Consider the following 25,702-nt stretch of genomic DNA (forward strand, 5'->3'; position numbering starts at 1 on the left):
TCAGAAGAGCCCGACGGAGAAGTGGAGGGCGCCGTCGATCTCGTTCAGCTCCTCGCGCGGGTCCAGGTTGAAGCCGTAGTCGAAGGCGAGGGGGCCGATGGGGGTGTTCACCCGCAGACCGGCGCCGAGCCCGTAGCGGAGCAGCCGCGGATCGAGGTTGACGTTCCTCGCCCTGATCCAGAGGTTGCCTGCGTCGAGGAACAGGCCGAGCTGGAGCAGATCGGTCAGCGGAACGCGCAGCTCGGCGCGCGGGTTCACCATGACCGTCCCGCCGCGGGGGATGTCCTCGGTCGTGATGTCGGACCCCTCGCCGACGGCCTTCCTCGCCTCCTCGAGCCCGTCCTCGGGGTACAGCGACTCGGCCAGGTGGGAGCGGAGCGAGTCGACGCCGCCGAGGAAGAACAGGCGATCGGGGTACGTCCCGCTCTCGGCCACGAGCGGCTGGATGTACCCGCCCGACAGGCTCAGCGCGAGGGTGAGCCCCGACCGGCGCGAGAGCGGGATGTAGCCCGACACGCGGCCCGTGAACCGCAGGAAATGGCTCTCGGGGAAGCTCGACTGGGCCTCGCCCGAGTCGAACACGTCGAACGCGTCGACGTGCTCGACCCCGCCGGAGAGGAGGAAGCCGCGCGTCGCGGCGAAGGGGACGTCGCGGGTGTCCCAGGACGCGTCCAGCCGCTGCGCCAGGGCGATCGTGCGGCCCTCGGGCATGCGGAGCTGGTCGAGGATGTCTCGCTTGTCGTCGGCCGCCTCGGCCGCCTCGGCCGGGTCGCTGGCGGCGTCGCCCTGGAAGAAGTCGACCGCGTTCAGCTCGGTGGAGACGGCGAGCTGCGCCGTCACCGCGCGCCGCGGCCGGTACGTGAGCGCGGGGATGATCGCCTGCTTCTCGAAGCCGAAATCGAGCTGGTTGTCGCGCATCTCGACGCCCGACAGCGACAGGCTGACCAGCGGGCCCAGCCCGATGTCCGGGAGCGTGACCGAGACGGTGTTGCGGCGCTCGAGCCGCTGGGTGCCCTGGAGCTGCTCGTAGTGACGGCGCGCCGCGGGGTCGACGATCATGAACTCGAACAGGTAGCTGAGCTGGACGCGCATCGTCAGGCCGACGGCGAGGCCGCCGATGTTGCGGTGTCCATACTCGAAGGCGGCGCGGACGCCCTCGCCGGTCGAGAACCCGATCTGCGGGTTGAGGTACTGCGGCAGCTGCTCGACCACGTGGACGATGACCCGCTTGTTCTTCTGCGGGACGTCCGGGTCCTCGAGCGAGATCGACACGCTCGAGAACGGCCCGAGCGTCGCGATGCGCTCCTCGCTCAGCCGGGCCTGCGACTGCCGGAACGGGGCGCCCTCGCGCAGCAGCACGCGGCGGAGGATGAGCCGCTCGTCCGTCCGGACAGCCCCCTTGACGACGATGCCGGTGACGAACACCCGATCGCGCTCCGACACGATGAACCGCGCGCGGGCGCGCGTGCGGTCGGGCGACGGCTCGATGGCGGCGCGGACCTCGGCGAACGCGTAGCCGAGATCGCGGTAGGCATCGAGGATGCGCAGCCGCGCGGCGTCGAGGGCGAGCGTCGAGAGCGGCTTGCCGAGCTCGAGATCGGCGATGTCGCTGAGCCAGCGCTCGCTGAACGGCCGCTCCTCCGCGCAGAAGGTCTTGTCGCGCTCGCCGAGGCCCGTCTGCGCGCAGAAGCCCTTGTTCCCCTCGAAGGCGAGGTCGTAGAGCACCGTCTGCGGGCCGGGGTGGACCGGGATGCGGAGCGTCACCTCGGGGGCGCACGTGACGTTCCGCGCGGGGTCGGGGCGGCAGGTCAGGGCCGCGGGGACGGGCGGCTCGGGGAGCGGGAGGCCCAGCGCGTCGGTGCGGCACTGGGCGGTGACGCGCTCGGCGACGGGCTCGGGGACGCAGGCGCCCGGCGGAGAGCGGCGCGAGCAGGTGGCGCGGAGCACGGAGACGGGGCCGACGACGGCGTTGAGGTAGCCCTTGCTGAAGTAGAGGTCGCGCAGGTGCTTGAGGGCGCGGTCGTAGGTCTCCGGCGCGTACGTCATCGCCGGGATGAGCTCGACCGGGCGCGCCCGGCCGCCGGCGCCGCGGGTCGGGCCGAACAGGTCCGCGACGCCGCGCGGGTCGGGGACCGCGAAGTCGTCGCCGGGCAGGTCCTCCTCGAGGAAGCTCTCGATCTCGCGGCCGAGGTCGTCGGCGCTGAGGTCGCCCGTGAGGCAGGGGAAGACGCGCTTCGTGACGCGCACCTGCTCGTTCTCGCGGACGGTGAAGGTCAGGTAGCGGACCGGATCGTCGGGCTTGCCGTCCAGGGAAGGGGTGACCTCGGCGTCGAGGAAGCCGCGCACGACGTAGAACGAGCGCAGCCGATCGGCGAGGTCGCCCGGCTTGGTGTCGGTCGCCTCGCCGAGGCCGAGCGCGGCCTCGAGGGCGTCGTCGTCGAAGGCGCGGTTGCCGTCGAAGGCGGGGACGATGCGCGCGCCGGGCTCGAGGTAGACGTAGAGGTAGTTGTTCGGGCCGACCGCGAGCACGCGGTGGGAGACCCGGGCGTAGTGAAAGCCGCTCCGGCGGAGCAGCTCGGTCATCTCGCGGTCGGCGTCGGCGAGCGCGGGCTCGTCGACGCGGGCGCCGACGCCGAGGGGGTAGCGCTCCTTGAGCGAGCCGAGCTCGCGGTCGGCGCGCGGCGCCACGACGAAGACGCGCTGCGAGACGAGGCGCGGGGCGCCGGCCTCGACGTTGAGGGCGAGGACGACCTGGGTCGGGTCGTCGGTGTCGACGGCGCGCACCGTGACCGCGGCGGCCGGGTAGCCGTGCTGCGCGTAGAACGCGCGGATGCGGGGGCCGATCTCGGCGAGCGCCGCGGCGGTGATCTCGCCGCCGTCGGCGACGCCGGCGGCCCGGAGGGTGTCCTGCCGGTCGAGGGCGCCGCCGGTGATCTGGATGGTCGCGACGCGCCGGCGCGGGACGACGACGATCCGGAGCGCGGCGCCGTCCGGCAGCAGGCGCGCCTCGGCCGACGCGCGGGCGAAGTTGCCGGAGGCGAGCAGCTCGCGCATCCCGCGGCGCGCGGCGTCGGGGCTGAGCGGCTCGCCGAGCTCGACGCTGGTGACCGGCGCCACGCTGAGCCAGCGGTCGCCCTGGGCGACGACGTCGATGCGGACGATCGGCTTGCCGACGAGCTCTCCCAGGGCGAGCGGCTCCTGGAGCGACGGCACGTCGGTCGCCTCGGTGCCCGCGTCGCCCGAGGGGGCGGGGCGGGCCTCGACCTGGTCGGCGGCCGGGCCGGCCTGGGGCTGGCCGCCGGGGTTGGCCCCAACCTGGTTGGGGTCGGCCTGGGGCTGGCCGCCGGGGTTGGCCCCAACCTGGTTGGGATTGACCCCGGGGTTGGCCCCACCGGGGTTGACCCCAACCTGGTTGGGGTTGACCTCAACCTGGTTGGCCTGGCGCGCAGGCGCCTGATCGGCGCGCGCGTCGACGGCGGTCGCGCCGAGCGGCAAAAGGCCGAGCAAAACGGGAATGAGGGTGGAGCGAAGGCGAGCCATCAAGCGCGGAGCGCCGGGGGACGAAATCGAAACGAACCGGCGCCGGCGTGCACGAGGAGCGCAGCGTAGCCCGGTTGGGCCGCCGGGGGGCAAGAGGCCGCCCGCGCGGCGTTCGTGCCGGCGCGTCGTCCCCGCCGCCGCGCGAGGTGCGCGCGGCAACGCGATCCGCGCGCGCTCCAGCCCCCGGCCCGGCCGGGCCGGACCGGATCGCGCTCCGGGGTGTCGATGTGCGAGACGTGGGGCTCTCGGCGGGCGGACCTCGTGCTAGCGTCGCCGCCCGTGCGAGGCACCGGATGAAGGACCTGGCGATGCTGGTCGGCGCCGTGGCGCACGACGCCAAGGTGGTCACGCTGTGGGAGCTCCTGCGTGAGCACTTCCGCGAGCATGGAATCCTGATTGATTTCGCGCTCTTCTCTACCTACGAGCGCCAGGTGGAGTCGCTGGTCCGCGGGCACATCGACGTCGCCTGGGACAGCGCGATGGCGCACGTGCGGGTCAAGCGGCAGACCGAGGGTCGGTCCCGCTCGCTCGCCATGCGCGAGATCGACCGCGACTTCCACAGCAAGCTCCTCGTCCGCCGCGACGCCGCGGTCGGGTCGCTGAGCGACCTCGAGGGCAAGGTGCTCGCGGTCGGGAGCGCCGACTCGGCGCACGCGCGCATCCTCCCGCTCCACTTCCTCCGGCAGGCGGGGGTGGCGGTGGAGAAGATCCAGCTCATGCCGTTCGAGGTGGACGTCGGCAAGCACGGGGACACCGCGACGAGCGAGATCCAGGCGCTCGCGGCGCTGCACGAGGGCAAGGCGCAGGCGGCGGCGGTCGGGGACGCGGTGTGGCTCTCCGAGCAGGCGAACGGCCACATCGACCTCCGGCGGGTCGACGTCCTCTGGACGACGCCGGCCTACGACTTCGCGATGTTCGACGCGCTGCCGGCGCTGCCCGAGGCGAAGGCCGAGGCGTTCCAGCGCGTGCTGCTCGGCATGACCTGGAAGAACCCGAAGCACCGGCGCATCTTCGAGCTCATGGGCCACCGGCAGTGGGTCGTCGGCCGCGACGACCGCTACGGCGCCCTCGACGCGGCGCTCGCGTCGGCCAGCTGATCCTGCGAGCGCCGGGCCGCCGGCGCTCCGCTGCCGTTGCCCGGTTGCCCCGGGCTCCGCGGCTTTACTCGAACTCCAGCCGCCAGCGGAGGTCGGCGCCCACGTTGCCGAGCGGTGAGCTCGAGGAGGCGTCGTTGGTGTTGTCGTACGACCCCTGCAGGCTCATGCGGTCGCTGAGCTTCACCTCGACGCCCGCGCGCACCTGGCTGCCCTGCGAGAGCCCCGTGGTGACGTTGGCGCGGACCGCGTCCGTGATGCGCTTGCCCAGCGTCACCGTCGGCTCCGGGGCGCCGTTCTTCGACGAGTAGCCGGTGCCGAAGCGGAACTCGTCGATGATCGGCACGATCGTCTTCACCGCCTTGTCGGCGCCCGTCAGCGACGAGAGCGCCTCCAGGCCCATCGTCTCGCCGAGCGACGACACGACGCCCTGGTTGAGCTCGGCGCGCGTCATGCCGAGCGTGAGCAGCAGGACGATGTCCTCCTGGCTGAGCGGCGGATCGCTCGTGAGGTTGAGCCGGAGGTTGTCGGCGTCGCCCTGCGCGTGCAGCTTGATGCGCCACTGCCCGGTCGGGTTCGCGCCGGCGCCGAGGCCCGCGGCCGTGGGCGCCGCCGCCTCCGCGCCGGCGGCCGGGTCGGCCGCGGCGCTGCTGCTCGCCGACGTGTAGCGGCGGTACTCGCTCTCGGCGCGCACGTCGACCTTGGGCGCGATGCGGAACGGGTCGTCGAACCGGACGTAACCCTCCCGGACCTCGAACTCGGTGCTCCGCAGCATGAGCTTCGAGTCGGGCAGGATGCGCAGCGAGCCGCGCGCGCCGAAGCGCTGGTTCGTGCCCGAGAGCGCGAGCCCCGTCGGCGAGACCTCGAGCCGCATGTCCGCGAGATCGTTCGAGAAGCGGAGCGGGTTCGGCGACAGGACCGTGACGTCGAACCGGACCACGTCGGCCGCGGGGTCGTAGGTCTGCACCGCCGTCCGCTGGCGGCCCGTCAGGTCGTCGAGGTCGACGCTCATCAGGATCGGCCGCGTGTAGCTGAACGACGTGAGCGTGATCGTGCCCTTCACCGACGGCAGGTTCTTCTCGCCCGCCTCGTCGTCCTCGACGCCGGGCCGGAAGCTCGCGGAGAGGTTCGCGTTCGCGGTGAGGTTCACGCCCTCCGCGACAGGCAGCTTCACGCCGGTCGCCACGATCGAGGCCTGCGCCGTGCCGAGGGCCAGGCCGCGGACCGGCATGTGCCCGACCGCGGTCACCGTGCCCGAGCCGACCCGCGCGCTCGCCTTCGTGAGGCGCACCTGGTCGCCGCCGATCGCGATCTCCACGTCGATGTCGTCGAGCGACACCGGCAGGCCCACGACGTCGAGCTCGCCCTCCTTGAGCGTCGCCGAGCCCGCGTAGCGCAGCCCCGCGAGCGGCCCTGTCACCTGCACCTCGGCCTGCACCGTGCCCCGCGCGTGCCGGATCTGCGGGATGTCGGCGCTGAGCCGCGACAGGTTCGTCGGGCTCACCCGGATGGCGACGTCGAGGTCCGGCGCGGTGAACACCCGCTTCACCTCGCCGGACGCGGTGAAGGCGGCGGACAGGCGCGAGGCGGTGTGCGCCTCGAGCCGGAGCTCCGGCACCTTCACCGCGTTGCCCGCGAGGCGGATCGGCCCGCTCGGGCTCGTGAGGTTCAGCCCCTGGCCCGCGCGCTCCAGCTTGAGCGCGTCGACCTTGAGCGTGAGCGCCGCCTGCCGGAAGTCGGCGAGCGGCAGCCGCTCGATGTCGAGCGAGGCAGTGAGCGTGCCCTTCGGCGGCGCCGCCGAGAACGCGACGCCGGGGATCAGGTTCGCGAGCGTGCCGAGGTCGAGCGCGTCCATGCGCACCTTGCCGTCGACGATCTTGCGCTGCTGGCGCGTGACGCGGAGGCCCTCGAGCGCGACCTGCCCGCCGAACAGCGAGCCGTTCGCGACGAACGACCCGTCGGGGAGGTCGCGCTCATACTCCGCCGGATCGAACGGCGCGCCCTGCGGGTTGCCGCAGATCGGCGTCCTGCCGAGGATCTTCGGCGCCCTGTCGTTCGGCACGATGGTGAGCTCGACGCGCGAGGGGGGCAGGCTCGCGTGCGAGCGGCGGATGCCGACGCGCGAGACGTGGACGTCCGCGAACCCGGCCATCCGGCTCACGGTGCCCCCCAGGTTGGCGACGAGCGACACCGAGCCGTCGACCAGCGACGCCGCCGGCCCGAGCGCGTCCAGCCGCGCGATGGGGAGGCCGCTCGCGATGACGCTGCCCTTGAGCGCGCCGCCGTGCTGCACGGACACGCTCGCCAGCACCGAGCCCGTGCCCTTGCGCAGCGACGCCGAGCGGACGTCGAGCCGCATGCCGTCGGCGCCGGCGGCCTGGTCGTCCCAGATCAGGTCGAGGTCGACCTCGCCCTCGTCGAAGCGCTCCTCGAGCAGCTCCACGCCGCTGAGCCGCATCCCGGCGCTCACGGCGAGGTAGCCGCCGCCGCATCGGTCCTCCGGGCCGCCGAGCGCGAAGTGCGCGCGCGCCGTCCCGCTCGCGGTCGCCTTGTAGGCGGCGAACCGCGGGTCCTTGTCCATGCGGAGCATCTCGAGCAGGTCGCGCGCGGCGAGGTGCGGCGCCTCGCGCGTGTCGACGGTCGCGTCGACAACGACGACGCCCGACGCGCTGTCGAGCGGCCGGCCCTTCGGCAGGTTGCCCGCCGGGTCGAAGTCGATCTTGATCGAGGGGACCCGGACGCGGCTCGCCCCGTGCCGGACGCGCGCGTTCTCGAGCGTCAGGAACAGCGGCTCGAACGCGACAGGCGAGGGCTCGAGGTCGCCGATCGGGAAGCCGGTGAACACGAACTTCTCGATGCCGACCTCGCCCTTGAGCTTCGGGTGCGCGTAGGAGCCGTGCATCGAGGCCTTCATCGTGGCGACGCCGCCGAGCTCGAGCGAGGCGAGGGGCGAGACCTCGGCGAGGTCCACGCGCGAGCCCGGGTGGACCTCGACCCCGAGCTGGTCGTTGAAGCCGAGCGAGACGGTCGTCCGGAGGTGCGAGCTCGGCGTGTCGACCGAGAAGCCCGAGAGCACGACGGCGCTCTGCCGCACCTGGAACGAGCCGCGGATCGCGGCCTCCTTGACGCCCATCAGGCGCTGGCGCGCCGGGTCCTTGGTCGGCTTGTCGAAGATGTCGAAGCCGCGCGTCTGCACGGCGAGCGGGCCTTCGAGCGAGAGCGGCGAGAGCGTGCCGCCGAAGTGATCGAACCGGCCCTCGTGCAGCGTCCAGGCGACGTGCGCCTGGGGGTGCACGCCGAGATCGCGGAGCAGGCCGGGCAGCTCGATGTTGGCGAGGTCGATCGGCCCGGCCTGGAGCGGCATGCCCTTCTCGAACGGCTTGAGCTCCGCGCTGGAGATCTTCAGCGTCCCGTCGGCCCAGGCGACGTCGGCGTTCGTGAGCTGCACGGCGTCGGGGGTCGTCGAGACCTCGCCGGAGAGCCGCGTCACGAAGACCCTGCCGTCGAGGCCCGGCTGGTCGAGCACGAGGGTGCCCTTCACGCGGGGGAGCGCGAGGCCGAGCGGCGCGGCGGCGGCGTCGTACTCGGCGGCGACGTCGATGGAGAGCGCGCCGGACGCGGGCGGGAGGCTCACGAAGCGGTGCACGATCGGCACCGGCAGGCGCGCGCGCACGCGGCCCTCGATGTGGTGGGGCATGCCGCCGCCCAGGCCGACGGCGCGCAGGGCGCCGAGCTCGAGCTCCACGCGGCGCCAGTCGCCGTCCGGGAGCGCGCAGGGCGGCGCGGTGCCGGGATCCGGGTCGAAGTCGGCGGCGCCCTCCAGGATGAGCCGGCGGACGAGCGCGCGGTCGGGCTCGACGCGGACGCGCGTGTCGAAGCGGCAGACGACGTCCTCGTCGACGCTGTCCTCCTCGGCCTCGCGGCCGGGGGCGGCGTGCGTGTGGACGACCGAGACGAGGCCGGAGCGCATCGCGATCTCGAACGCGTTGGACGGCTCGGCGGAGACGTCGACGTCGACCTCGCGGGCCTGGATGCGGACGTTGTCGATCGTCAGGTCGAGCCGCGCGTCGGTGATCGCCACCGAGGAGAGCGGCGCGCGGTCGAGCCCGCCCCCGTCGCTGCTCTTCCCGGTGGTGGGGAGCTTGAGGTTCCGGAGCTCGCCGTCCTTCACGACGGCGCGGACGCGGGGGCCGATGATCTCGACGTCGCCCGCGTCGATGTGCCCCGCGAGCAGCGAGAACAGGCGCGGGCGGATCGCGACGCGCTCGAGCTCGAGGAACGGCGCGCCGCCGTCCGAGGAGTCGACGACGAGGCGGTTCAGGCCGACCATGAGCGGCCAGGCCTGGACGCGCACGTCGTAGCGGGCGGTGATGCCGAGCTCGCGCTCGAGGAGCGCGGCCGTCTCGTACGCGGCCCAGGCCCGCACCGTCTCGGTCCGCACGAGGACGCCGAGCGCGAGCGGGATCCCCCCGATCACCGCGAACACGAAGCACAGCACGCGCACGAAGAGGCGACCCCAGTCCCTCCGGGCTCTCGGCGGGGAGCCCTTTCTCCTCGTGCCGTGCATCGGGGCGAAGCTTAGCTGAAGCGCGGTCGAACGCTTACGTGGGCGGGGTGATCCTGTAGGCGGAAAAAATGGGCGCGTGATCGCTCGCGTCGTCGATCGACGGGTCGTGGGGGATCTGGACCGAGGCCGGGTCGAGCATGTCCCGGAGCAGCGGGTTGACCATCTGGTGGTCGATGAGCTCAAGCTGTCCGTTGAAGTCGTACGTCCAGCGGTCCGCGGGCGGCGCGGCGGCCGCGACGTCCTCGAACACGACGTCGCCGGCGCCGGCGACGGCCTCGACGGGGGGTGAGCCGGGCAGGTCGTTGAAGTCGCCGAGCACGGCGATCGCCGCGGTGGGGTGCTCGGCGGCGAGGGCGTCGGCGATGGCGCGGGTTCGCTGGGCCTCGGCGAGGCGCCGGTCCGGGTTGTCCGGCGCGGCCTTGGCCTTGAAGTGGACCCCGAGCAGGATGACCTTGCGGCCGCCCCGGGTGAGGTGGAGCTCGAGGCAGTCGCGCGTGAACGTATAGACAGGTCCCTGCGTCCCGCGCAGCGTGAAGCGGTCGTCCCGGTGCGAGACGACCTTATCGAAGGGGATCTTCGAGATCGCGCCGACGTCGATGCCGCGCGGGTCGTACGCCTCGACGAGCGCGGCGTGGGGGTACGCGCCGCCGAGCTCGATGCGGTTCAGGTCCTCGAGCACGTCGAGGTGCTCGACCTCCTGGAGGACGGCGACGTCGGGCGCGAGCTGCTCGATCACCGCGGCGACCGCCTCGCGCTTCTCGCGGTAGCGCGCGGGGCTGAGCACCGTCTCCTCGGCGCCGTCGGTGTCCTCCTTGTCGTTGAAGAAATCCTTGGTGTTCCACGTGACGACCGCGAGCGGCGCGGCGTCCGGCGGCGGGCCGACCGGAGGATCGCCGCCGCCGGAGCCGCCGGCGCCGTGGCCGACCGCGTTGCCGGAGCCGCTGGCGCCGTTGCCGCCCGCGTTGCCAGAGCCGCCCGCGCCGCCGTCGCCAGCGGTCCCGCCGCCGGCGCGGGACGAGGCGACCTCGAACGGCGAGCGGGTCTCGGCGGCGTCCCGGCAGCCGGTCGCGGCCAGGGTGGCGAGCGCGCCCGCCGCGACCGCAGCGGCGAGCCCCGCGCGAAGGGAGCTCCGGTGCATGGTGAGGAGAGCTACTGCGGGCGCCGGCGTCGCACCAGACCGGAAACGTGCTTTGGTGCTGGAATTTGCCGGGCGGCGGAGCGCGGCGCCGTGTCAGCTCGCGGTGAGCTTGCGGTAGCGGATCTTGCGGGGCTCGGCCGCGTCGGCGCCGAGGCGGCGCTTCAGGTCGGCCTCGTAGTCGGCGTAGTTGCCCTCGAACCAGACGACCTTGCTGTCGCCCTCGAACGCCAGGATGTGGGTCGCGATCCGGTCGAGGAACCAGCGGTCGTGGCTGATGACGACGGCGCAGCCGGCGAAGTTCAGCAGCGCCTCCTCGAGCGAGCGGAGCGTGTCGACGTCGAGGTCGTTGGTCGGCTCGTCGAGCAGGAGGACGTTGCCGCCGCGGCGGAGCAGCTTGGCGAGGTGGAGGCGGTTGCGCTCGCCGCCGGACAGGTCGCGGACCTTCTTCTGCTGGTCGCTGCCGGCGAAGTTGAAGCTCGCGACGTAGGCGCGCGAGTTGACCTCGCGCTTGCCGACCAGCAGCTTGTCCTCGCCGCCGGAGATCTCCTGCCAGACGTTGTTGTTCGGGTTGAGCGCGTCGCGCGACTGGTCGACGTACGCGAGCTCGACGGTCTCGCCGATGCGGAGCGCGCCGCCGTCGGGCTGATCGAGGCCCATGATCATGCGGAAGAGCGTGGTCTTGCCGGCGCCGTTCGGGCCGATGACGCCGACGATGCCGCCGCGCGGGAGCGAGAAGGTGAGGTCCTCGATGAGGACGCGATCGCCGAAGCCCTTGCGCAGGTGATCGGCCTCGACGACCACGTTCCCGAGCCGCTTGCCGGCGGGGATGTGGATCTCGTTCTCCTCGACCTTCTTCGACTTGTCCTCGGCGAGGAGCGACTCGTAGGCGGCGAGGCGGGCCTTGCTCTTGGCCTGGCGGGCGCGGGGGGCCAGGCGCACCCACTCGAGCTCGCGCTCGAGGGTGCGCTTGCGCGCGGACTCCTGCTTCTGCTCGAGCTCGAGGCGCTTCTTCTTCTGCTCGAGCCAGCCGGTGTAGTTGCCCTCGTAGGGGATGCCGGCGCCGCGGTCGAGCTCGAGGATCCAGCCGGCGACGTTGTCGAGGAAGTAGCGGTCGTGGGTGACGGCGACGACGGTGCCGGGGTACTCGTGGAGGAAGCGCTCGAGCCAGGCGACGCTCTCGGCGTCGAGGTGGTTGGTCGGCTCGTCGAGGAGCAGGATGTCGGGCTTCTCGAGGAGGAGCCGGCAGAGGGCGACGCGCCGGCGCTCGCCGCCGGAGAGCTTGGTGACGTCGGCGTCGGGCGGGGGCAGCCGGAGGGCGTCCATGGCGCGCTCGACGACGCGGTCGATCTCCCAGCCGTTCGCGGCCTCGATCTTGTCCTGGAGCGCGGCGTACTCCTCGAGGAGGGCCTCCATGTCGGGGGGCGACTCGCCGAGCTTCTGGCCGATCTCCTCGAAGCGCTGGACGAGGGAGCGGACGTCGTGGACCGCCATCTCGACGTGCTCTTGCACGGTCTTGCCGGCCTCGAGCTGCGGCTCCTGGGCGAGGTAGCCGATGCGGATGCCGTCGGCGGGCTTGGCCTCGCCGAGGTACTCCTTGTCGACGCCCGCCATGATGCGGAGCAGGGTGCTCTTGCCGGCGCCGTTGGAGCCGAGGACGCCGATCTTCGCGCCCGGGTAGAAGGAGAGCCACAGGCCCTTCAGCACCTCCTTGTTCGGGGGGTGCACCTTCCGGACGTCCTGCATCGTGAAGATGAATTGAGGAGCCACGTCTTCGCCTGCCTGTGGTGCCGGCGCGCCGCGAGCCGCCGCTCGGCCTTCGAGCGGGCGCGGCGCTGGCCGTGCTGGAGGAGACGCCGTATGCGAGATCGCCGGCTGACGGTCAAGAGGCGTCGAGGCCGCCGTGGGCGGGCGCGCAGGGCGTGCGTCAGGACGGACGCGAGCGGGCGCACGCGGCGGTGTGGCGTGGCATGGCGCGGCGCAGGCAAGCGGAGAGAGAGAGAGAGTTCAACGCAAAGGCGCAAAAATGCAAGAATTTATGACATTTTATTCTGTAGTTTTGCGCCTTTGCGCCTTTGCGCCTTTGCGTTGAATTCTCCACATCCTTGGCTGGACTTCTGGCGAGCGGCTAGGCGCGCCGCGCGCCGCGCCCGAACGCCTGCCGTAAGGTGGCGAGGTCGTCGCGGCCGACCTCGCGCGTGGCGACGAGGAGCGCGACGTAGACGAGGCCGACGAGGAGCGCCTCGCCGAGCACGGCGACCTTGCCGAGCCACGGGAGCCGCGCGCCGACGGCGACCGCGGCGGCGAGGGAGAGGCCCACGCGGAGCGCCGTCTTCGCGGTGACGAAGCCGCCGGCGACGCGGTGGAGCAGGACGCCGGCGACGACCGCGGACGTGGCGAGCGCGAGCGAGGTGGCTGTCGCGGAGCTCACGAGCATGTCGGGGCCGAAGGACGCGCGCGGGACGGCGACGGAGCAGCCGATCGCGACGAGGACGACGGTGGCGGCGGTGAGCGCGGCCGCGATGCGCTCGCGGTGAAGGCTGGTGAGCGCGGCCGAGGCGACGCCGAGGACGGCGAACGCGCCCATGCCGAGCGAGAGGACGCGGAGCGTGTCGCCGCCGCGGCTCCAGATCTCGACGGGGAAGGCGAAGCGCAGGACGTGCGGCGCGAGGCCCGAGATGGGGGCGCAGAGGAGGCCGGTGAGCAGGAACGAGAGGCGGACGCCGGTCATGGTGTAGCGGCGGACCGCGGCGCTGTCGGCCTCGGCGTGCGCGCGGGCGAGCATCGGGAAGAGGATGAACGTGATCGAGAGGAGGAGCTGGTACGGCAGGAACGCGAAGAGCTGCGCGCCGCGGTAGACGCCGATGAGGTCGTCGGCGGCCCTGGCGCCGAGGGCGAGGTGGTTCGTGGCCTGGCCGAGGAAGCGGCGCAGGAGGAAGAAGTCGGTCTGGAGCAGGAAGTTCAGGAAGGTCTGCGAGACCGCGAGCGGCAGGAGGAAGACGAGGTGCTCGCGGATCGAGGGGCCGGCGCTGCCGCGGCGCCCGAGGCCGGTCTTGAGGGCCGCGAGGGGGGCGATGATGGCGGCGGCGGCGACGAAGCCGGCGATGGCGCCGAGGACGCCGCTCTGGCCCGCGCGGAGGAAGAGGAGGGCGCCGGCGGCGATGCTCGCGGTGCGGAGCGCGCCGTAGCCGATGTCGAAGCCGGCCTGGGTGAGGAACCGCCGCTGGCCGTTGAGGGCGCCGACGAGCGGGGCGTAGAGGCCGTAGAGGAGGACGATGAGGGCGGCGAGGCGCAGCGGGCCGGCGACGTGCGGGGCCTCGGAGAAGTCGGCGATGGCGCCGGCGAGGAGCGCGAAGGCCGAGGAGACGACGACGGCGAGGATGGCGTGCAGGGCGAGCGTGCGGCGGAAGGCCTCGGCGGCGTGGTGCTCGGCGACGCTGGAGACGGCGCGGGAGACGCCCTGGATGCCGGTCGCGACGATGACGTTGTTGACGACGCTGACGCCGGCGAAGACGACGGAGACCGCGCCGTAGCCGTCGGTGCCGAGCAGCCGGGGGAGGATGAGCTGCTGGACGAAGCCGAAGACGATGAAGGAGACCTTGGCGCCCGCGATGGCAAGGCCGCCGCGGCCGGCGGAGCGGGCGGTGACGGCGGAGGGGGCGGGAGAGGGGGGAGAGGGCGCGGCAGGGGACGGGGCGGCCTGCGCGGGGTTCGGAGGGGCCTGCGCGGGGGCGGAGGCTTCGGGCGGCGGCGGGAGGGGCTCGGCGGCGCGCGACACGGCGCGGTTGTCGCAGAAGCACGCCGGGCGGGCAATCTCGCGGGAACGGGCGAGGGGACGAGGGGAAAGCGCGCGGCGCAGGCGCGGCAGGGGAGGAGGCAGGCGAGCTCGCAGGCGCGTCACCAAAGTGAAGCGGCGTGCGGATTCGCTTGACGGGAAGGGCTGCCCGACTATTCTCGCGCCCGTCTCCGACGCATTCCAGCTTAGCTCAGTTGGTAGAGCAGGCGGCTGTTAACCGCCGGGTCGCTGGTTCGAGTCCAGCAGCTGGAGCCATTCCTTTCTTCTTGTGAGCTTTGTGGCGGGAAGCGCGTTCGCGCTCTCTTCTCTGCCTACAGAGACTCGGGGCGCGGCGGGCGAAGCAGGCCATGCGCCTCTTCGTCGCCAACTTCCCCGTGCGCAAGGCGTTCGGTGGTAGACCGTCCGGCAGATGAGGACGCTCTTCCGGCGGCCTGGGCTGTGGCTCCTGATCGCGTTGCTCGTGGCCTGCACGATCGTGATGGCGGTGCGCGCGCGTGGACCCACGGTGAAGGTCGCCGTGGCCGCTCGAAAGGATCTCGAGCAGCGCATCGTCGCGAGTGGACGGGTGAGGGTGCCGACGCGCGTCCAGGTCGCGGCGCAGGTCCCGGGCCTCGTGGTCGCGGTCGGCGCGATCGAGGGGCAACGCGTGAAGGCGGGCGATCTCCTCGTGCAGATCGACGACGCCGAGGCGCGCGCGGCGGTGTCGCAGGCGAAGGCCGCCGTCGATCAGGCGAACGCGCGCGTCGAGCAGCTCCGCCGCGTCGGCGCGATCGTCGCGACGGAGGCGCTCCGGCAAGCGGAGACGAACCTCGAGCGCGCCGAGGTCGACCTCGCACGGGTGCGAGAGCTCTCGGCGTCGGGGGCGGTAGCTCAGGCCGAGCTCGACAACGCCCGACACAGCGTCGAGCTCGCGCGCGCGCAAAAGGTCGCAGCGGAGGCGCAACGCATCGCGTCGGCCCCGATGGGCGCGGACTCCCGCGTCGCGCTGACCGCGCTCCTCCAGGCGCAGGCGCAGTACGTCGGCGCGGACGTGCGCCTCGCGCAGACGCGGATCGTGGCGCACCAGGACGGCGTCGTGCTCACGCGCTCCGTGGAGCCCGGCGACGTCGTGCAGCCGGCGCGAACGCTGGTGGTGCTCGCCGCGGACGGGAGCCCGCAGCTCGTCTTCCAACCCGATGAGCGGAACCTCGCGTGGATCGCGCTCGGGCAGAAGGCGCGCGCGTCCGCGGACGCCTATCCACAACAGGTGTTCGACGCCGAGGTGAGCTACATCGCGCCTTCGATCGATCCGCAGAGAGGCAGCGTCGAGGTGCGCCTCTCGGTGCCGAGCGCGCCAGCCTTTCTCTTGCCCGACATGACCGTCTCCATCGATCTCTCGGTCGCTCGGCGCGAAAAGGCGCTCATCGTTCCGAGCGACGCCGTGCGCGACGCGGCGACGCCGGCGCCCTGGCTGTTCGCGGTCGAGGACGATCGCCTCGTGCGCAAGGACGTGAAGCTGGGTATCCGCGGAGAGGGCGCCATCGAGGTCGTCGAGGGCCTCGACGAGGGGAGCGTCGTTGTGTTGCCCGACGGACGGGGCCTTGCGCCGGGCCAGCGCGTGCGCGCGGAGCGCGATTGAGATGCCGTTCGAATGGTTCGTCGCGCTCCGTTACCTGCGTGACGCGAAGGGTCAGACCGCGCTGATCCTCGCGGCGGTGTCGGTGGGCGTGAGCGTGATCGTCTTCCTCTCCGCGCTGATCAACGGCCTTCAGGCGTCGCTCATCGACAAGACGCTCGGGTCGCAGCCGCACATCACGTTGAAGGTGCAGCGCGAAGCGGCGCGCCCGCTCGTCGACCCCTCGCACGATCGCGCCGTCGCCCGTTCCGTGCAGCCCGCGCCGCAGCGCCTTCGCTCCATCGACCAGTGGCCGCTCGTCATGGCCGACGCGGAGCGCGCCGCCGGCGTCATCGCCGCGTCGCCGGCGATCGTGGGCGCCGGCTTCGCCGTCCGCGCCGAGGCGAAGAACGCCGTCGTCGTGCGCGGCGTCGATCCCGAGCGCTTCCTCGCCATCATCGACGTCCGGAGGCGCCTGCTCGCGGGCCGGTTCGACGTCGCCGGGGGCGACGCGGTCATCGGCGCGGTGCTCGCGAGCGAGCTCGGCGTCGGCGTCGGCGACAAGATCCGGATCACGACGACCGAAGGGATCGACGATGTCGTCGCGATCACGGGCGTCTTCTCGCTCGGGAACGAGGCGGTCGACAAGACCTGGGTGATCACGTCGCTCCGCAGGGCGCAGACGCTCTACGCGCTCCCCGGCGGCGCGACGTCGATCGAGCTCAAGGTCGCCGACGTGTTCGCCGCCGAGACCGTCGCGGGCGAGCTGCGCGGAAGGACGGGGCTGCAGGCGGACAGCTGGATGAAGATCAACGCCGAGCTGCTCACCGGCCTCTCGGCGCAGAGCAGCTCGAAGAGCATGATCCAGTTCTTCGTCATCCTCGCGGTCGCGCTCGGAATCGCGAGCGTGCTCATCGTGTCGGTCGTCCAGAAGTCGCGCGAGATTGGCATCCTCCGCGCGGTCGGCACGTCGCGGGGCCGCGTCCTGCGCATCTTCCTGATCCAGGGCGCGGTCCTCGGGCTCCTCGGGTCGCTCGTCGGCTCGGCGCTCGGGGCGCTCCTGTCGAAGCTCTTCGAGGGCCTCGTGCGCGGGCCCGACGGCGCCGCGAAGTTTCCCGTGCAGCTCGATCTCGAGCTCTTCGTGCTCGCGACCGCCCTCGCGATCAGCGTGGGGCTCCTCGCCGCCGTGCTCCCCGCGCGGCGCGCCTCGAGGCTCGATCCGGCGTCGGCGATCCGCAATGGCTGATCCGCTGCTCGTCGTCGAAGGTGCGGTGAAGGAATACGGCCAGGCCGTCGTCACGCGCGCTCTCGATGGAGTCGATCTCCGGATCGAGAAGGGCGAGTTTGCTGCGCTGATCGGTCCGTCCGGCTCCGGCAAGAGCACCCTGCTCAACGTCATTGGCCTGCTGGATCGGCCGACGCGCGGGCGCGTGGTCGTCGACGGCGAGGACACGACGGGGCTCGACGAGGCGAGCCTCACCAGGCTTCGCGCGCGGACGCTCGGCTTCGTGTTCCAGTTTCATCACCTCTTGCCGATGTTCACCGCGCTCGAGAACGTCATGCTGCCCGCCTGGGGCGACGAAGGCTTCCCATCGTCGACCATGAAGGCGCGCGCGGCCGAGCTGCTCGAAGCGGTGGGGCTCGCCGACCGGATGCACTTCAGGGCGACCGCGCTGTCGGGCGGCCAGCAGCAACGCGTGGCCATCGCGCGCGCGCTGTCGCGCCGACCGCCGCTCGTCCTGGCCGACGAGCCGACGGGGAACCTCGATACGGAGTCGTCGGCCGAGGTGTTCGCGTTGATGCGCCGATTCAACCGCGAGCTCGGCACGACGTTCCTGGTCGTCACGCATGATCCGCGCATCGCCGAGCAGTGCGACCGCGTGATCGAGATCGTCGACGGGCGCATCGCCAGCGATCGGGCATGAGGGTCATCCAGGCGTCGCACCGAGCGTGCGCCTCATCGCCGAGGCCAGGAAGCTCGCGGAGGAGCTGCCACGGCGAGCGCTGGCGGCGGCCCCCGGAGCCGGCGCCTCGGCCGCCGCGACAACGACCCGCAACCAGCTGCTGCACCTCATGGTCGCGCGGGTCGGCGCCATCCGGAAGACCGCGGCCCACGTCTTCCGGCGCCACCCCGAGATCGCCCGCGAGGTGACGAGCGCCTACGAGCGGCGCCGGCGCGCGGCGGGGCGGCGCGAGAAGGTCCGCCAAGGCCGCCGAGGCCGGACTGGCCAACGGCAAGCCGGCGGAGGCCAACGGCAAGCCGGCGGAGGCCAACGGCAAGCTGGCGGCGGCGCCCGCGCCCGCGCCCACGACTGCCGCGCCCACGACCCCTTAGTTCCGCCCGCCCGAAGTCCGGCGGCCAGCTCCTTGACCGCCGGGGTGATGCCCTCGCCACGACCGCGGCGCCGCGCGCCTCCAGCAAGCGCGCCGTGGCCCGACCGATGCCGCTCGCTGCGCCGGTGCCGCGGGCAGAGCGGGCAGCACGTCGCGTCAGGCGCCGCCCAAAGGGATTTGCTACCGTCGGGGCATGACCGCATCCGGGCCGAAGGCTGCCCGTCCCGCGACGTTGCAGGATCTCCTTGCGATCCCGGAGGAGGAGCGGCGCCACGAGCTCATCGAGGGCAGCATCGTCGAGAAGGGGGGCGCGACCGGCGAGCACGGGGCCGTGCAGCGCAAGCTCTCCGCCTACGTCGACCCCTACGATCAGCGCCCCGGCGGGCGCAGGCCCGGAGGATGGTGGTTCGCCACCGAGGTCGACGTCCACTTCGACGCCGCGAACACCGTCCGCCCGGACTTGGTCGGCTGGCGACGAGACCGCGTCCAGGAGCGCCCGCGCGGTATCCCGATCATGGTGCGCCCGGATTGGATCTGCGAGATCCTCTCGACGAACAAGCGGAACGATCTCATCAAGAAGAAGCGCGTCTATCACCGGCATCAGGTTCCACACACCTGGATTCTCGATCCCGAGGAAGAGACCCTGTCTGTCTATCGCTGGGCGCAGGAAGGTTACGTCGAGATCCTCGCCGCCGAGCGCGGCGAGCAGGTCCGGGCCGAGCCGTTCGAGACGACTCCGCTGCAGGTCGGCGTGCTCTTCGGCGACGACGAAGACGACGAGCCCGTAGGGGAACCCTAGAGCGCCGATCCGACGCCGGCTCCGCTCGCAGGGCTCACGCGGGGGCGGACGTCATTCCTCCTCCTCCGCGCCGCCTGCCAGCACCGTCTCTCCACCTCTCTCGCCAGGCTCGATGAGCCGGCAGGGCGTCGCCTTTCGGATCCGCTCTGCCAGCGGGCTGGAGTGCGCCGTGATCCCGAGCTGACTCCGGGATGCCGCGTGCACAAGGAGATCCCCGCGCGGCCCGAGAACTCCCGTCCCGGGCGTCACAATGCGTCGAGCAGGCTCAGGGCTCAAGGCCGCGCCGACGTGCGCCTCGACCTCCGCTGATCCGCGCCGAGCTCGGCCGCGACGATGTGCAACCCGCTGCGCTCAGATCGCGCTCGGCTTCGGAGCGGGGCGAGGTCGATACGTGGTGGCCGCAGGGACGCAATCCGCACCCTGGATCACGGTTGACGCCGCCCCTCCACACGCGCATCTGGAATGACTTGGAGGATAGGCATGCGCCACAGGCTGAAATTGAAGGCGATCCCTGTTCTTATTCCTCTCGGTCTCACGGTGTGGGCGTGCAACTACGACGTGGGGGAGTGCTACCTCAGGGGGACGGAAGGTACAGGGGCCGGAGAACCATACCCACCGGGGTCAGCAGCTACGGGAGACTGGTTCGGAAACGGTGACGACGTGGGGAGCGGCGCCACTGAGGAGATGGCAGGGTGCACGCCCGACAAGACATGCACAGACATGTTCGTAGATTGCCAAGACATCGGGGGCAAGTGCATCACGGGATATCCAGGCTGCGACAAATGGGGCTATACACCGTGTGAAAGTTGCCGCGACGCCTGCCAAAAGGACGCACCATACCCGCCAGCGTGCAAATGCAGGTCGTGCGGATTCAGATGATGAACGATTCGATACAGGGCGCAATCTACGTTGCCATGGGCAGGGTGGCCGGAGCGGATCTAGCCAAGGTTGCATCCCCGGTCGTGGCCGACGATGACAATCTCCTGCTGGGGCCATCAAGAGTCGATCCGAAACGTCATCGTGCTGTGCGCGTTGGATACTGGGGGGGAGAGCCGTCTGCCGATCTCAATCAAGAGCTTGCGCGTTCTGATGGGCCGCCGGTCTGCGTGGCGCTTCCGCCGACACCAGGCGGCCTGATGAGCCTCTGTCGAATCTGTGCTTCCGTGGTCGAGCGCGGGCGCGCGTTGTTCGTCGTTGATCTCAGCCCAGAGGCGGCCGGCGCATTCCCGCAAGGGCCCGGACCAGGCAGGGCCATATCCCTCAATGTCGCGGATGCTCTGCTACGCAAGCCGCCTGTGGCCCAATGGTCGAAGCTCGAGGCAACCCTTGCGGCTACGCTCTGGAAATTGTGGTGCCGCCGCTCGCCCGTCGCCTTTTCCAGGTTCTGTGCATCTGGGAGCATGTTCCACCCGCAGTTGGCGAACCTTGGGCGGTATCACGCCGGACTCTTTCCCCGACGGGAAGGCCACAGGCTCTTACTGTCGCGCTTTGACGGGCTCCTCCTGCGACAGCTATCGCAAGAGTGGCTCTCGCCGGTTAAAGTTTTTGTCAACGCGATCAACACTGAGTCTGAGCTTGACGCATGGTTTTCGCACACGGGGGATCTGTACGTAGCCAAACGGCTCAATGATTGGTATCGCCACACGCGAGGCCGCATCATCGAACGTCGGAACGCGCGTCACCCGAGACCTTCCGAGATGACGAGATGGTCCTTTCGATGGCGTTCGGGGAGCGAGGAGATCCTCGATGCGCTGCCGGGTGTGCAAGCGGCCCCACCTGTATCTATTGGAGGTGCTACCGCGTATGATCCTCATCACCCATGGGTATGCCAAGTTGATGCACGAGGCACACCTTACCTGAGCCGATTTGACACCGCATTATCGGGCGACAGGCTGGGATAGCCCGAACTCGACCAGGTTGACCGCGAGCGCGCCTGCGTTCGTCTCGACCTCCTCACCGCGCCGCGGCGGCTCCGCCGGGCGGCGGCTCCGGCGAGCTCAGGCGATGCAGCAGAACGTGGACGGCTCGGCCGGCTGGAGCTCGCCGACGGGCTCGCCGCCCTGCGGTGCGCACGCGCCCGGCTCCACCGCCACGACCGCGGCCGACTTGCTCCCCAGGGCGACGCCGGGCGGCGTCACCCCGCAGAACGGGATACTCGAGCTGACAAGGGTCGACGCGACAAGGTCGGTGCACGCGGCGTCTCGGTACACGGACGCCATGACCGTGCACGACGCACCGCTCGGGTCGCCGCAGCTGCAGGCGGTGCAATCGCGGCCGTCGAGCACGCCCCTGTAGAAGACATGCCTCTGGGCGTAGCCCTCCGGACAGTCGGGGTCGCCCTCGTGATAGATGCACGTCAGGAACCCGGGCGGCGCTGCCGGCGCGCACGTCGTCGCGTCGGCGCACGCGGTGTGCGCCCCGGCGACGCAGGCCGTCGCGCGCGTCGCCCACCGGGGTGCCTCCTGGGGGATGGCCTGCGGGACCTCGATGCGCGGCGTACACGCGCCGGCCGCGAGCGAGGGCGCCGCGACCGTCAGCGACTGCACGCAGGGAACGCCGTTGCAGAGCTGATCGGCCAGGATCGCGCTCTCGGCGGTGCAGGCGCCGTCCCATGCGTCGGGCGCGGCGAACGACGTCGCGACGGCGCCGGGCTCGTCGCCGGGGCACGAGGACGACGACGCGGCACACGCGGTGGGGAGCGCGCACGAGACCTCGGGCGGGTCGCACGCGCAGGTCGGGCACGTCATCGGCGCCTGCTCGAGCTCGGCGAAGCCCTCGTACCCGAGCGTCGGCGCGGCGGCCGGGCAGTCGGGGGTGGCCTCCGGCGGGCCGAACCAGAGGAGTGCCGGGCCGGACCAGCCGAGCGGGGCGGGGGAGACGCACTGGCCGGAGCACAGCGCGCTGTGCGCCTCACCGCCGTCGCCGCCCTGTCCGCCGTCGCCACCTTGGCCGCCGTCGCCGCCCTGTCCGCCGTCGCCGCCCTGGCCTGCGTCCGGCTCACAGCCGGGGCGATCGTTGGCAATCTCTTCGGGCGTACGGGCGCTACCAGCCCCTTCCTGGCTGTGCCCAGAGGACCGGTGGCATGGTAGCTTGTGCCGGTGCGAGACTCAGCCGCCACGGGCCGGACCGATACCGCGTCGCTCGTCGTCGCCGCTCAGCCCGATGCGGTCTACCGTGCCTTCGCCGACCCCGACGCGCTCATGGCGTGGCTCCCGCCTGACGGCATGACAGGCCGCGTCCTCGACTACGACTTCCGCGAGGGCGGTCGCTACCGCATCGAGCTGACCTACGATGAGGCAGCGCCCGGCGGCGTGGGAAAGACCACCGGGAGCACCGACGTCAGCGCCGGGCGCTTCCTCTCGCTGGAGCCGGGCAAGCGCATCGTCCAGTCGGTCTCGTTCGATTCGTCGGACGCTTCGTTCGCGGGCGAGATGGTGATGACGTGGTCGTTCGAGGCGCTGCCCGCAGGGACCCTCATCACCATCACCGCGGAGAACGTCCCGCCCGGCATCAGCCAGGCCGACCACGACGCCGGCCTTCGAGCGTCCCTGGAGAACCTCGCCCGCTACCTGGGGTGACGCGCGCCTCGCGCGCGCAGCGACCGGGCCGGGGGGCCCGCTGGGGCGCTGGCGCTCAATCCCCCGGCTGGATGGCGACGGAGTACCCGCCGTCGGCCATCACGATGGAGCCGACCATGAAGCTCGCCTTGTCGGACGCAAGGAACGCGACGACCTCGGCGATCTCCTCGGGCGCGGCCGCGCGACGGATGGGGGCGCCCCTGCCGTGATCGCGCAAGAACTCGCGGCCGTCGCGCCGGACGTCGTTGAGCAGGTTCGTGACCACGTCGCCCGACCCGACGGCATTGACGCGGACACCATGGTCGATGGCCTCCAGGGCCAGGACCCGCGTCAGCTGCGCCAGCGCGCCCTTCGACGCCGCATAGGCCGCGATCTGCGGGAACCCGAAGAAGCAGGCGTAGGAGCCGATGTTCACGATCGCCCCGCGCCTGTTCGGGATCATCGCCCGCAGCGCCTCGCGCGAGTGCAGGAACACCCCGGTGATGTTCACGTTCATGATCGAATTCCAGTCGTCCAGCGACATGTCGATCACGAGCTTGTTGATGATGCGCGCGGCATTGTTGACGAGGATATCAAGCCTTCCAAAGCGCTCGACCGCGAGCGCGACCACGCGCTTCGCCGTCTCCTCCTGGGCGACATCCCCGACGAATGGTACGATGCGGCCGTCACCGCGGGCCAGCTCGTCGACCGCCGGGCTGATGTCCTCGGCCACGACCGCAGCGCCGCGCGCCTCCAGCAAGAGCGCCGTCGCCCGACCGATGCCGCTCGCCGCGCCGGTGACGATCGCGACCCTGCCTTCGAGATCACGCTGTAGGTGTTCGGTCTTGCTCATGTTCTTCTCCCGAGAGCCTTGCGTGTGGGCTCTCCAGCCGTTCCTGGTAACCGTCCAGGAAGATCGCAAGCCCCTGGCTACCGCCGCTGCGGAAGGGCATCGCCAGCGCCGCCGTCGTACTGTTTGAAATCGAACGGCAGCGTCAGCGCTCCGAAGTCCGGGATGCTGCCGACGAGGGCGGTCTGCCCCTCGTCCGTCGGTTCGTCAGGGTTTGCGTTCTGCTCCAGCGCGATGTCCTGATTGCGAACCACGTACGCGCGCAGGCCGTCCTCGTATGCGGCGATGCCGCGCAACAGATCATCCTTGTGCAGGGCGAGCTCGCTGGCAAGAACGTAAGCGCCGACCATCGCCACCGAGGTGGCCTGCCCCGTACCCAGAGAGACGGCGTAGCCAGCATCGCCGACCAGCACGATCCGCCCGCGTGACCAGCTGCTCATGCGGACCTGGCTCAGCGAGTAGAAGTGGAAGTCGGTCGCGCGCAGCATGTGCTCCACGATCTGCGGGATCACCCAGCCTGCGCCCGCGACGCGGTCGGCGAGCAACCGCTTCTGCGCGTCGACGTCGCGGACGTCGCGGTCGATCTTCTCCGGCGCGTTGAAGCCGAGATACGTCCTCGCGTCGACATCCTTCCGCAGGCCCATGACCAGCGCGCCGACGGAGTCCGGCTGCCGGTACATGACCTGCCAGCGCTCGAGATCGAGGAAGTTCGGCATGCCGAACGTCGCGACGTACAGGTCGCCGAAGGCGCGGACGAACTGCTCATCGGGGCCAAAGGCGATCCGCCGCACCCCCGAACCCACGCCGTCGGCGCCAACGACCAGCTCGAAGCGGCGAGGCGCAGCCGTGACGAACGTGACGTCGACGCCCGACTCGTCCTGGGTCAGCGACGCGATGGAATCGGCGAAGAGATACTCGACCTGAGCGCCCGCGGCCTCGTGAAGCACGTGACACAGGTCGTCGCGCAAGATCTCCACATCAGGGCTGTCGAGTCGGCCGCCCGTCAAGGTGCTCTCCGTGCTCCGAAAGATCTCCTGACCGGCCGAGTCGACCACGGAGATGCCCCTCAGCCTGGTGCTTCGATCGCGAAGCGCGGCGAGGATGCCCATCCGCTCCGCCACCTCCAGGGCCGGCCCCCGGACGTCGAGCGCGTGCCCGCCCGGGCGTAGATGCGGCGCGCGCTCGACCACCGTGACCGCGAAGCCGTGGCGGGCGAGCCAGGTTGCGATGGTGAGACCGGAGACGCTGGCGCCAGAGACCAGCACCCGGGAGGCGGGACGCTTCGGGATCGTCGATTTCATGAGAAGCATGGTGCGTCCCTCGAACCGAGCCGTCCAAGACATCGATCGCAATGCTATGATGCCTCCAGGGTAACGGTTCGAACCATGGAACTCCGACACCTCCGCTACTTCGTTGCGATCGCCGAGGAGCAGAGCTTCCGCCGAGCCGCCACCAGGCTCCACGTCTCGCAGTCTCCATTGAGCCGGCAGATGAAGGACCTCGAGGAGGAGATGGGCGTCGAGCTCTTCGCGCCCGAGGGACGCGGGATCAAGCTCACGGCCGCCGGGAAGTCCTTCGCGGAGAGAGCCAGGGGCATCCTCGCGAGCGTCGACGCGGCCGTCGACGAAGCGAGGGGAATCGCCGAAGGCAGGCTCGGAACCGCGGTCATCGGCTTCGAGACGGGCACGACCTTCATGGGCTCGTTCCTGTCCCTCGTCGCGGCGTTTCGCCGGCGAACGCCCCGCGTCGGCCTCGAGCTCGTCCCCATGAGCAGCCTGGAGCAGTGGACGGCGCTGCGGCAGGGGACGATCGCCTTCGGCTACGGGGCCTACGCGCCCGATGACGACGCGCTCGACCACCTCGAGATGACCCGCGATCGACTCGGGCTGCTCCTCTCCCCTGAGCATCGACTCGCGCGGCTCAAGAAGATCCGGCTTCGAGACCTCCAGGGCGAGCGCCTGCTACTCCAGCCGCGTCAGCTCTATCCGAGGCTCCACGCGGACATCCTCACGGCGGGGCGCGCACAGGGCGTGACGCTGCACGTGACGGCGGAGGTGCTCGACCTGGAGGCGCTCATGGCCTTGGTCGTGATCGGCGACGCGGTCACCTTGCTCTCGGAGAAGTTCTGGGAGCTGGCTTCGCAGACCTCATTGCTGTGGCGGCCCGTCGAAGATCTCCACATCGACCTGAGCGAGGTCGTCACATGGCGCGCGGAGGACGACGGCGCGCCCGTGGTGCGAGCGCTGATCGAGAGCGCGCGAGAGGTGAGCCCGCTCCTGCAGCACGCAGCAGGCCGCGCGCGCTCGCCCAAGGCCGCCACGCGAAAGCGCAACGAGCGCTGAGGCGTCGTCCCGGCGGTCACGAGGCCGACTCGTCCCCTCCGCGCCTGGGCGGCTGCTTTGCCCCTGCGGAGGTCGGCGGCTGCCCGAGACCGGG

General features: G+C 71.4%; 15 protein-coding genes and 1 tRNA gene. 8 read left to right on the forward strand and 8 right to left on the reverse strand.

Annotation, left to right across the window (positions count from 1 at the left end; all coding sequences use genetic code 11):
- The gene (locus tag WME96_RS06325; protein WP_437289264.1) at nucleotides 1-3,507 is read right to left on the reverse strand and encodes a POTRA domain-containing protein; all 3,507 of its coding nucleotides are present in this window, start codon (nucleotides 3,505-3,507) and stop codon (nucleotides 1-3) included.
- Between the two features lie 326 nt (nucleotides 3,508-3,833).
- Here WME96_RS06325 and WME96_RS06330 point away from each other — a divergent pair, with 326 nt between their 5' ends.
- Entirely contained in the window at nucleotides 3,834-4,637 is an 804-nt protein-coding gene (locus WME96_RS06330) for a phosphate/phosphite/phosphonate ABC transporter substrate-binding protein (RefSeq protein ID WP_437289265.1), read from the forward strand.
- Nucleotides 4,638-4,701: 64 nt separating this feature from the next.
- Here the strand turns inward: WME96_RS06330 and WME96_RS06335 are convergent, their stop codons facing one another.
- The 4 genes from WME96_RS06335 to WME96_RS06350 all read right to left on the reverse strand — a co-directional run bounded on the left by WME96_RS06335 (nucleotide 4,702) and on the right by WME96_RS06350 (nucleotide 14,114).
- The gene (locus WME96_RS06335; RefSeq protein WP_437289266.1) at nucleotides 4,702-9,201 is read right to left on the reverse strand and encodes a translocation/assembly module TamB domain-containing protein; all 4,500 of its coding nucleotides are present in this window, start codon (nucleotides 9,199-9,201) and stop codon (nucleotides 4,702-4,704) included.
- 34 nt (nucleotides 9,202-9,235) lie between these two features.
- Complete coding sequence (locus WME96_RS06340; protein ID WP_437289267.1) at nucleotides 9,236-10,339, reverse strand: endonuclease/exonuclease/phosphatase family protein; 1,104 nt, start codon at nucleotides 10,337-10,339, stop codon at nucleotides 9,236-9,238.
- A 93-nt stretch (nucleotides 10,340-10,432) separates the two neighbouring features.
- On the reverse strand, nucleotides 10,433-12,106 hold the full coding sequence (gene ettA / locus WME96_RS06345) for an energy-dependent translational throttle protein EttA (protein ID WP_433934108.1): 1,674 nt from the start codon (nucleotides 12,104-12,106) through the stop codon (nucleotides 10,433-10,435).
- 358 nt (nucleotides 12,107-12,464) lie between these two features.
- A complete protein-coding gene (locus WME96_RS06350) occupies nucleotides 12,465-14,114 on the reverse strand; it encodes a lipopolysaccharide biosynthesis protein (RefSeq protein WP_437289268.1) in 1,650 nt (549 codons plus the stop codon).
- Between the two features lie 197 nt (nucleotides 14,115-14,311).
- Between WME96_RS06350 and WME96_RS06355 the strand changes: the two genes are divergently transcribed.
- The 5 genes from WME96_RS06355 to WME96_RS06375 all read left to right on the forward strand — a co-directional run bounded on the left by WME96_RS06355 (nucleotide 14,312) and on the right by WME96_RS06375 (nucleotide 18,859).
- A tRNA-Asn gene (locus tag WME96_RS06355) sits at nucleotides 14,312-14,387 on the forward strand.
- 154 nt (nucleotides 14,388-14,541) lie between these two features.
- Entirely contained in the window at nucleotides 14,542-15,750 is a 1,209-nt protein-coding gene (locus tag WME96_RS06360; protein ID WP_437289269.1) for an efflux RND transporter periplasmic adaptor subunit, read from the forward strand.
- Between the two features lies 1 nt (nucleotide 15,751).
- The gene (locus WME96_RS06365) at nucleotides 15,752-16,972 is read left to right on the forward strand and encodes an ABC transporter permease (RefSeq protein ID WP_437289270.1); all 1,221 of its coding nucleotides are present in this window, start codon (nucleotides 15,752-15,754) and stop codon (nucleotides 16,970-16,972) included.
- Nucleotides 16,965-17,651, forward strand: coding sequence for an ABC transporter ATP-binding protein (locus WME96_RS06370; RefSeq protein WP_437289271.1), 687 nt, complete (start codon nucleotides 16,965-16,967; stop codon nucleotides 17,649-17,651). The genes WME96_RS06365 and WME96_RS06370 overlap by 8 nt, the downstream gene beginning before the upstream one ends.
- Before the next feature lie 641 nt (nucleotides 17,652-18,292).
- Nucleotides 18,293-18,859 (forward strand): Uma2 family endonuclease, encoded by a 567-nt coding sequence (locus WME96_RS06375; protein ID WP_437289272.1) that lies wholly within the window; start codon nucleotides 18,293-18,295, stop codon nucleotides 18,857-18,859.
- A gap of 1,997 nt (nucleotides 18,860-20,856) precedes the next feature.
- On the opposite strand, the gene WME96_RS06380 is transcribed toward WME96_RS06375, so the two are convergent.
- A complete protein-coding gene (locus WME96_RS06380) occupies nucleotides 20,857-21,606 on the reverse strand; it encodes a hypothetical protein (RefSeq protein WP_437289273.1) in 750 nt (249 codons plus the stop codon).
- A gap of 351 nt (nucleotides 21,607-21,957) precedes the next feature.
- On the opposite strand from WME96_RS06380, the gene WME96_RS06385 reads away from it, so the two are divergent.
- Entirely contained in the window at nucleotides 21,958-22,437 is a 480-nt protein-coding gene (locus WME96_RS06385; RefSeq protein ID WP_437289274.1) for an SRPBCC family protein, read from the forward strand.
- Between the two features lie 55 nt (nucleotides 22,438-22,492).
- Here WME96_RS06385 and WME96_RS06390 read toward each other — a convergent pair whose 3' ends face one another.
- Nucleotides 22,493-23,269, reverse strand: a complete 777-nt coding sequence (locus WME96_RS06390) for an SDR family NAD(P)-dependent oxidoreductase (RefSeq protein ID WP_437289275.1) — start codon at nucleotides 23,267-23,269, stop codon at nucleotides 22,493-22,495.
- Between the two features lie 77 nt (nucleotides 23,270-23,346).
- Nucleotides 23,347-24,567 (reverse strand): FAD-dependent monooxygenase, encoded by a 1,221-nt coding sequence (locus WME96_RS06395; protein WP_437289276.1) that lies wholly within the window; start codon nucleotides 24,565-24,567, stop codon nucleotides 23,347-23,349.
- A gap of 84 nt (nucleotides 24,568-24,651) precedes the next feature.
- Here WME96_RS06395 and WME96_RS06400 point away from each other — a divergent pair, with 84 nt between their 5' ends.
- Nucleotides 24,652-25,608 (forward strand): LysR family transcriptional regulator, encoded by a 957-nt coding sequence (locus WME96_RS06400; RefSeq protein WP_437289277.1) that lies wholly within the window; start codon nucleotides 24,652-24,654, stop codon nucleotides 25,606-25,608.
- The last annotated feature ends 94 nt before the right edge of the window (nucleotides 25,609-25,702 follow it).

Origin of the sequence: Sorangium sp. So ce406 (assembly GCF_051474675.1) — a bacterium.
GTDB lineage: Bacteria > Myxococcota_A > Polyangia > Polyangiales > Polyangiaceae > Sorangium > Sorangium cellulosum_G.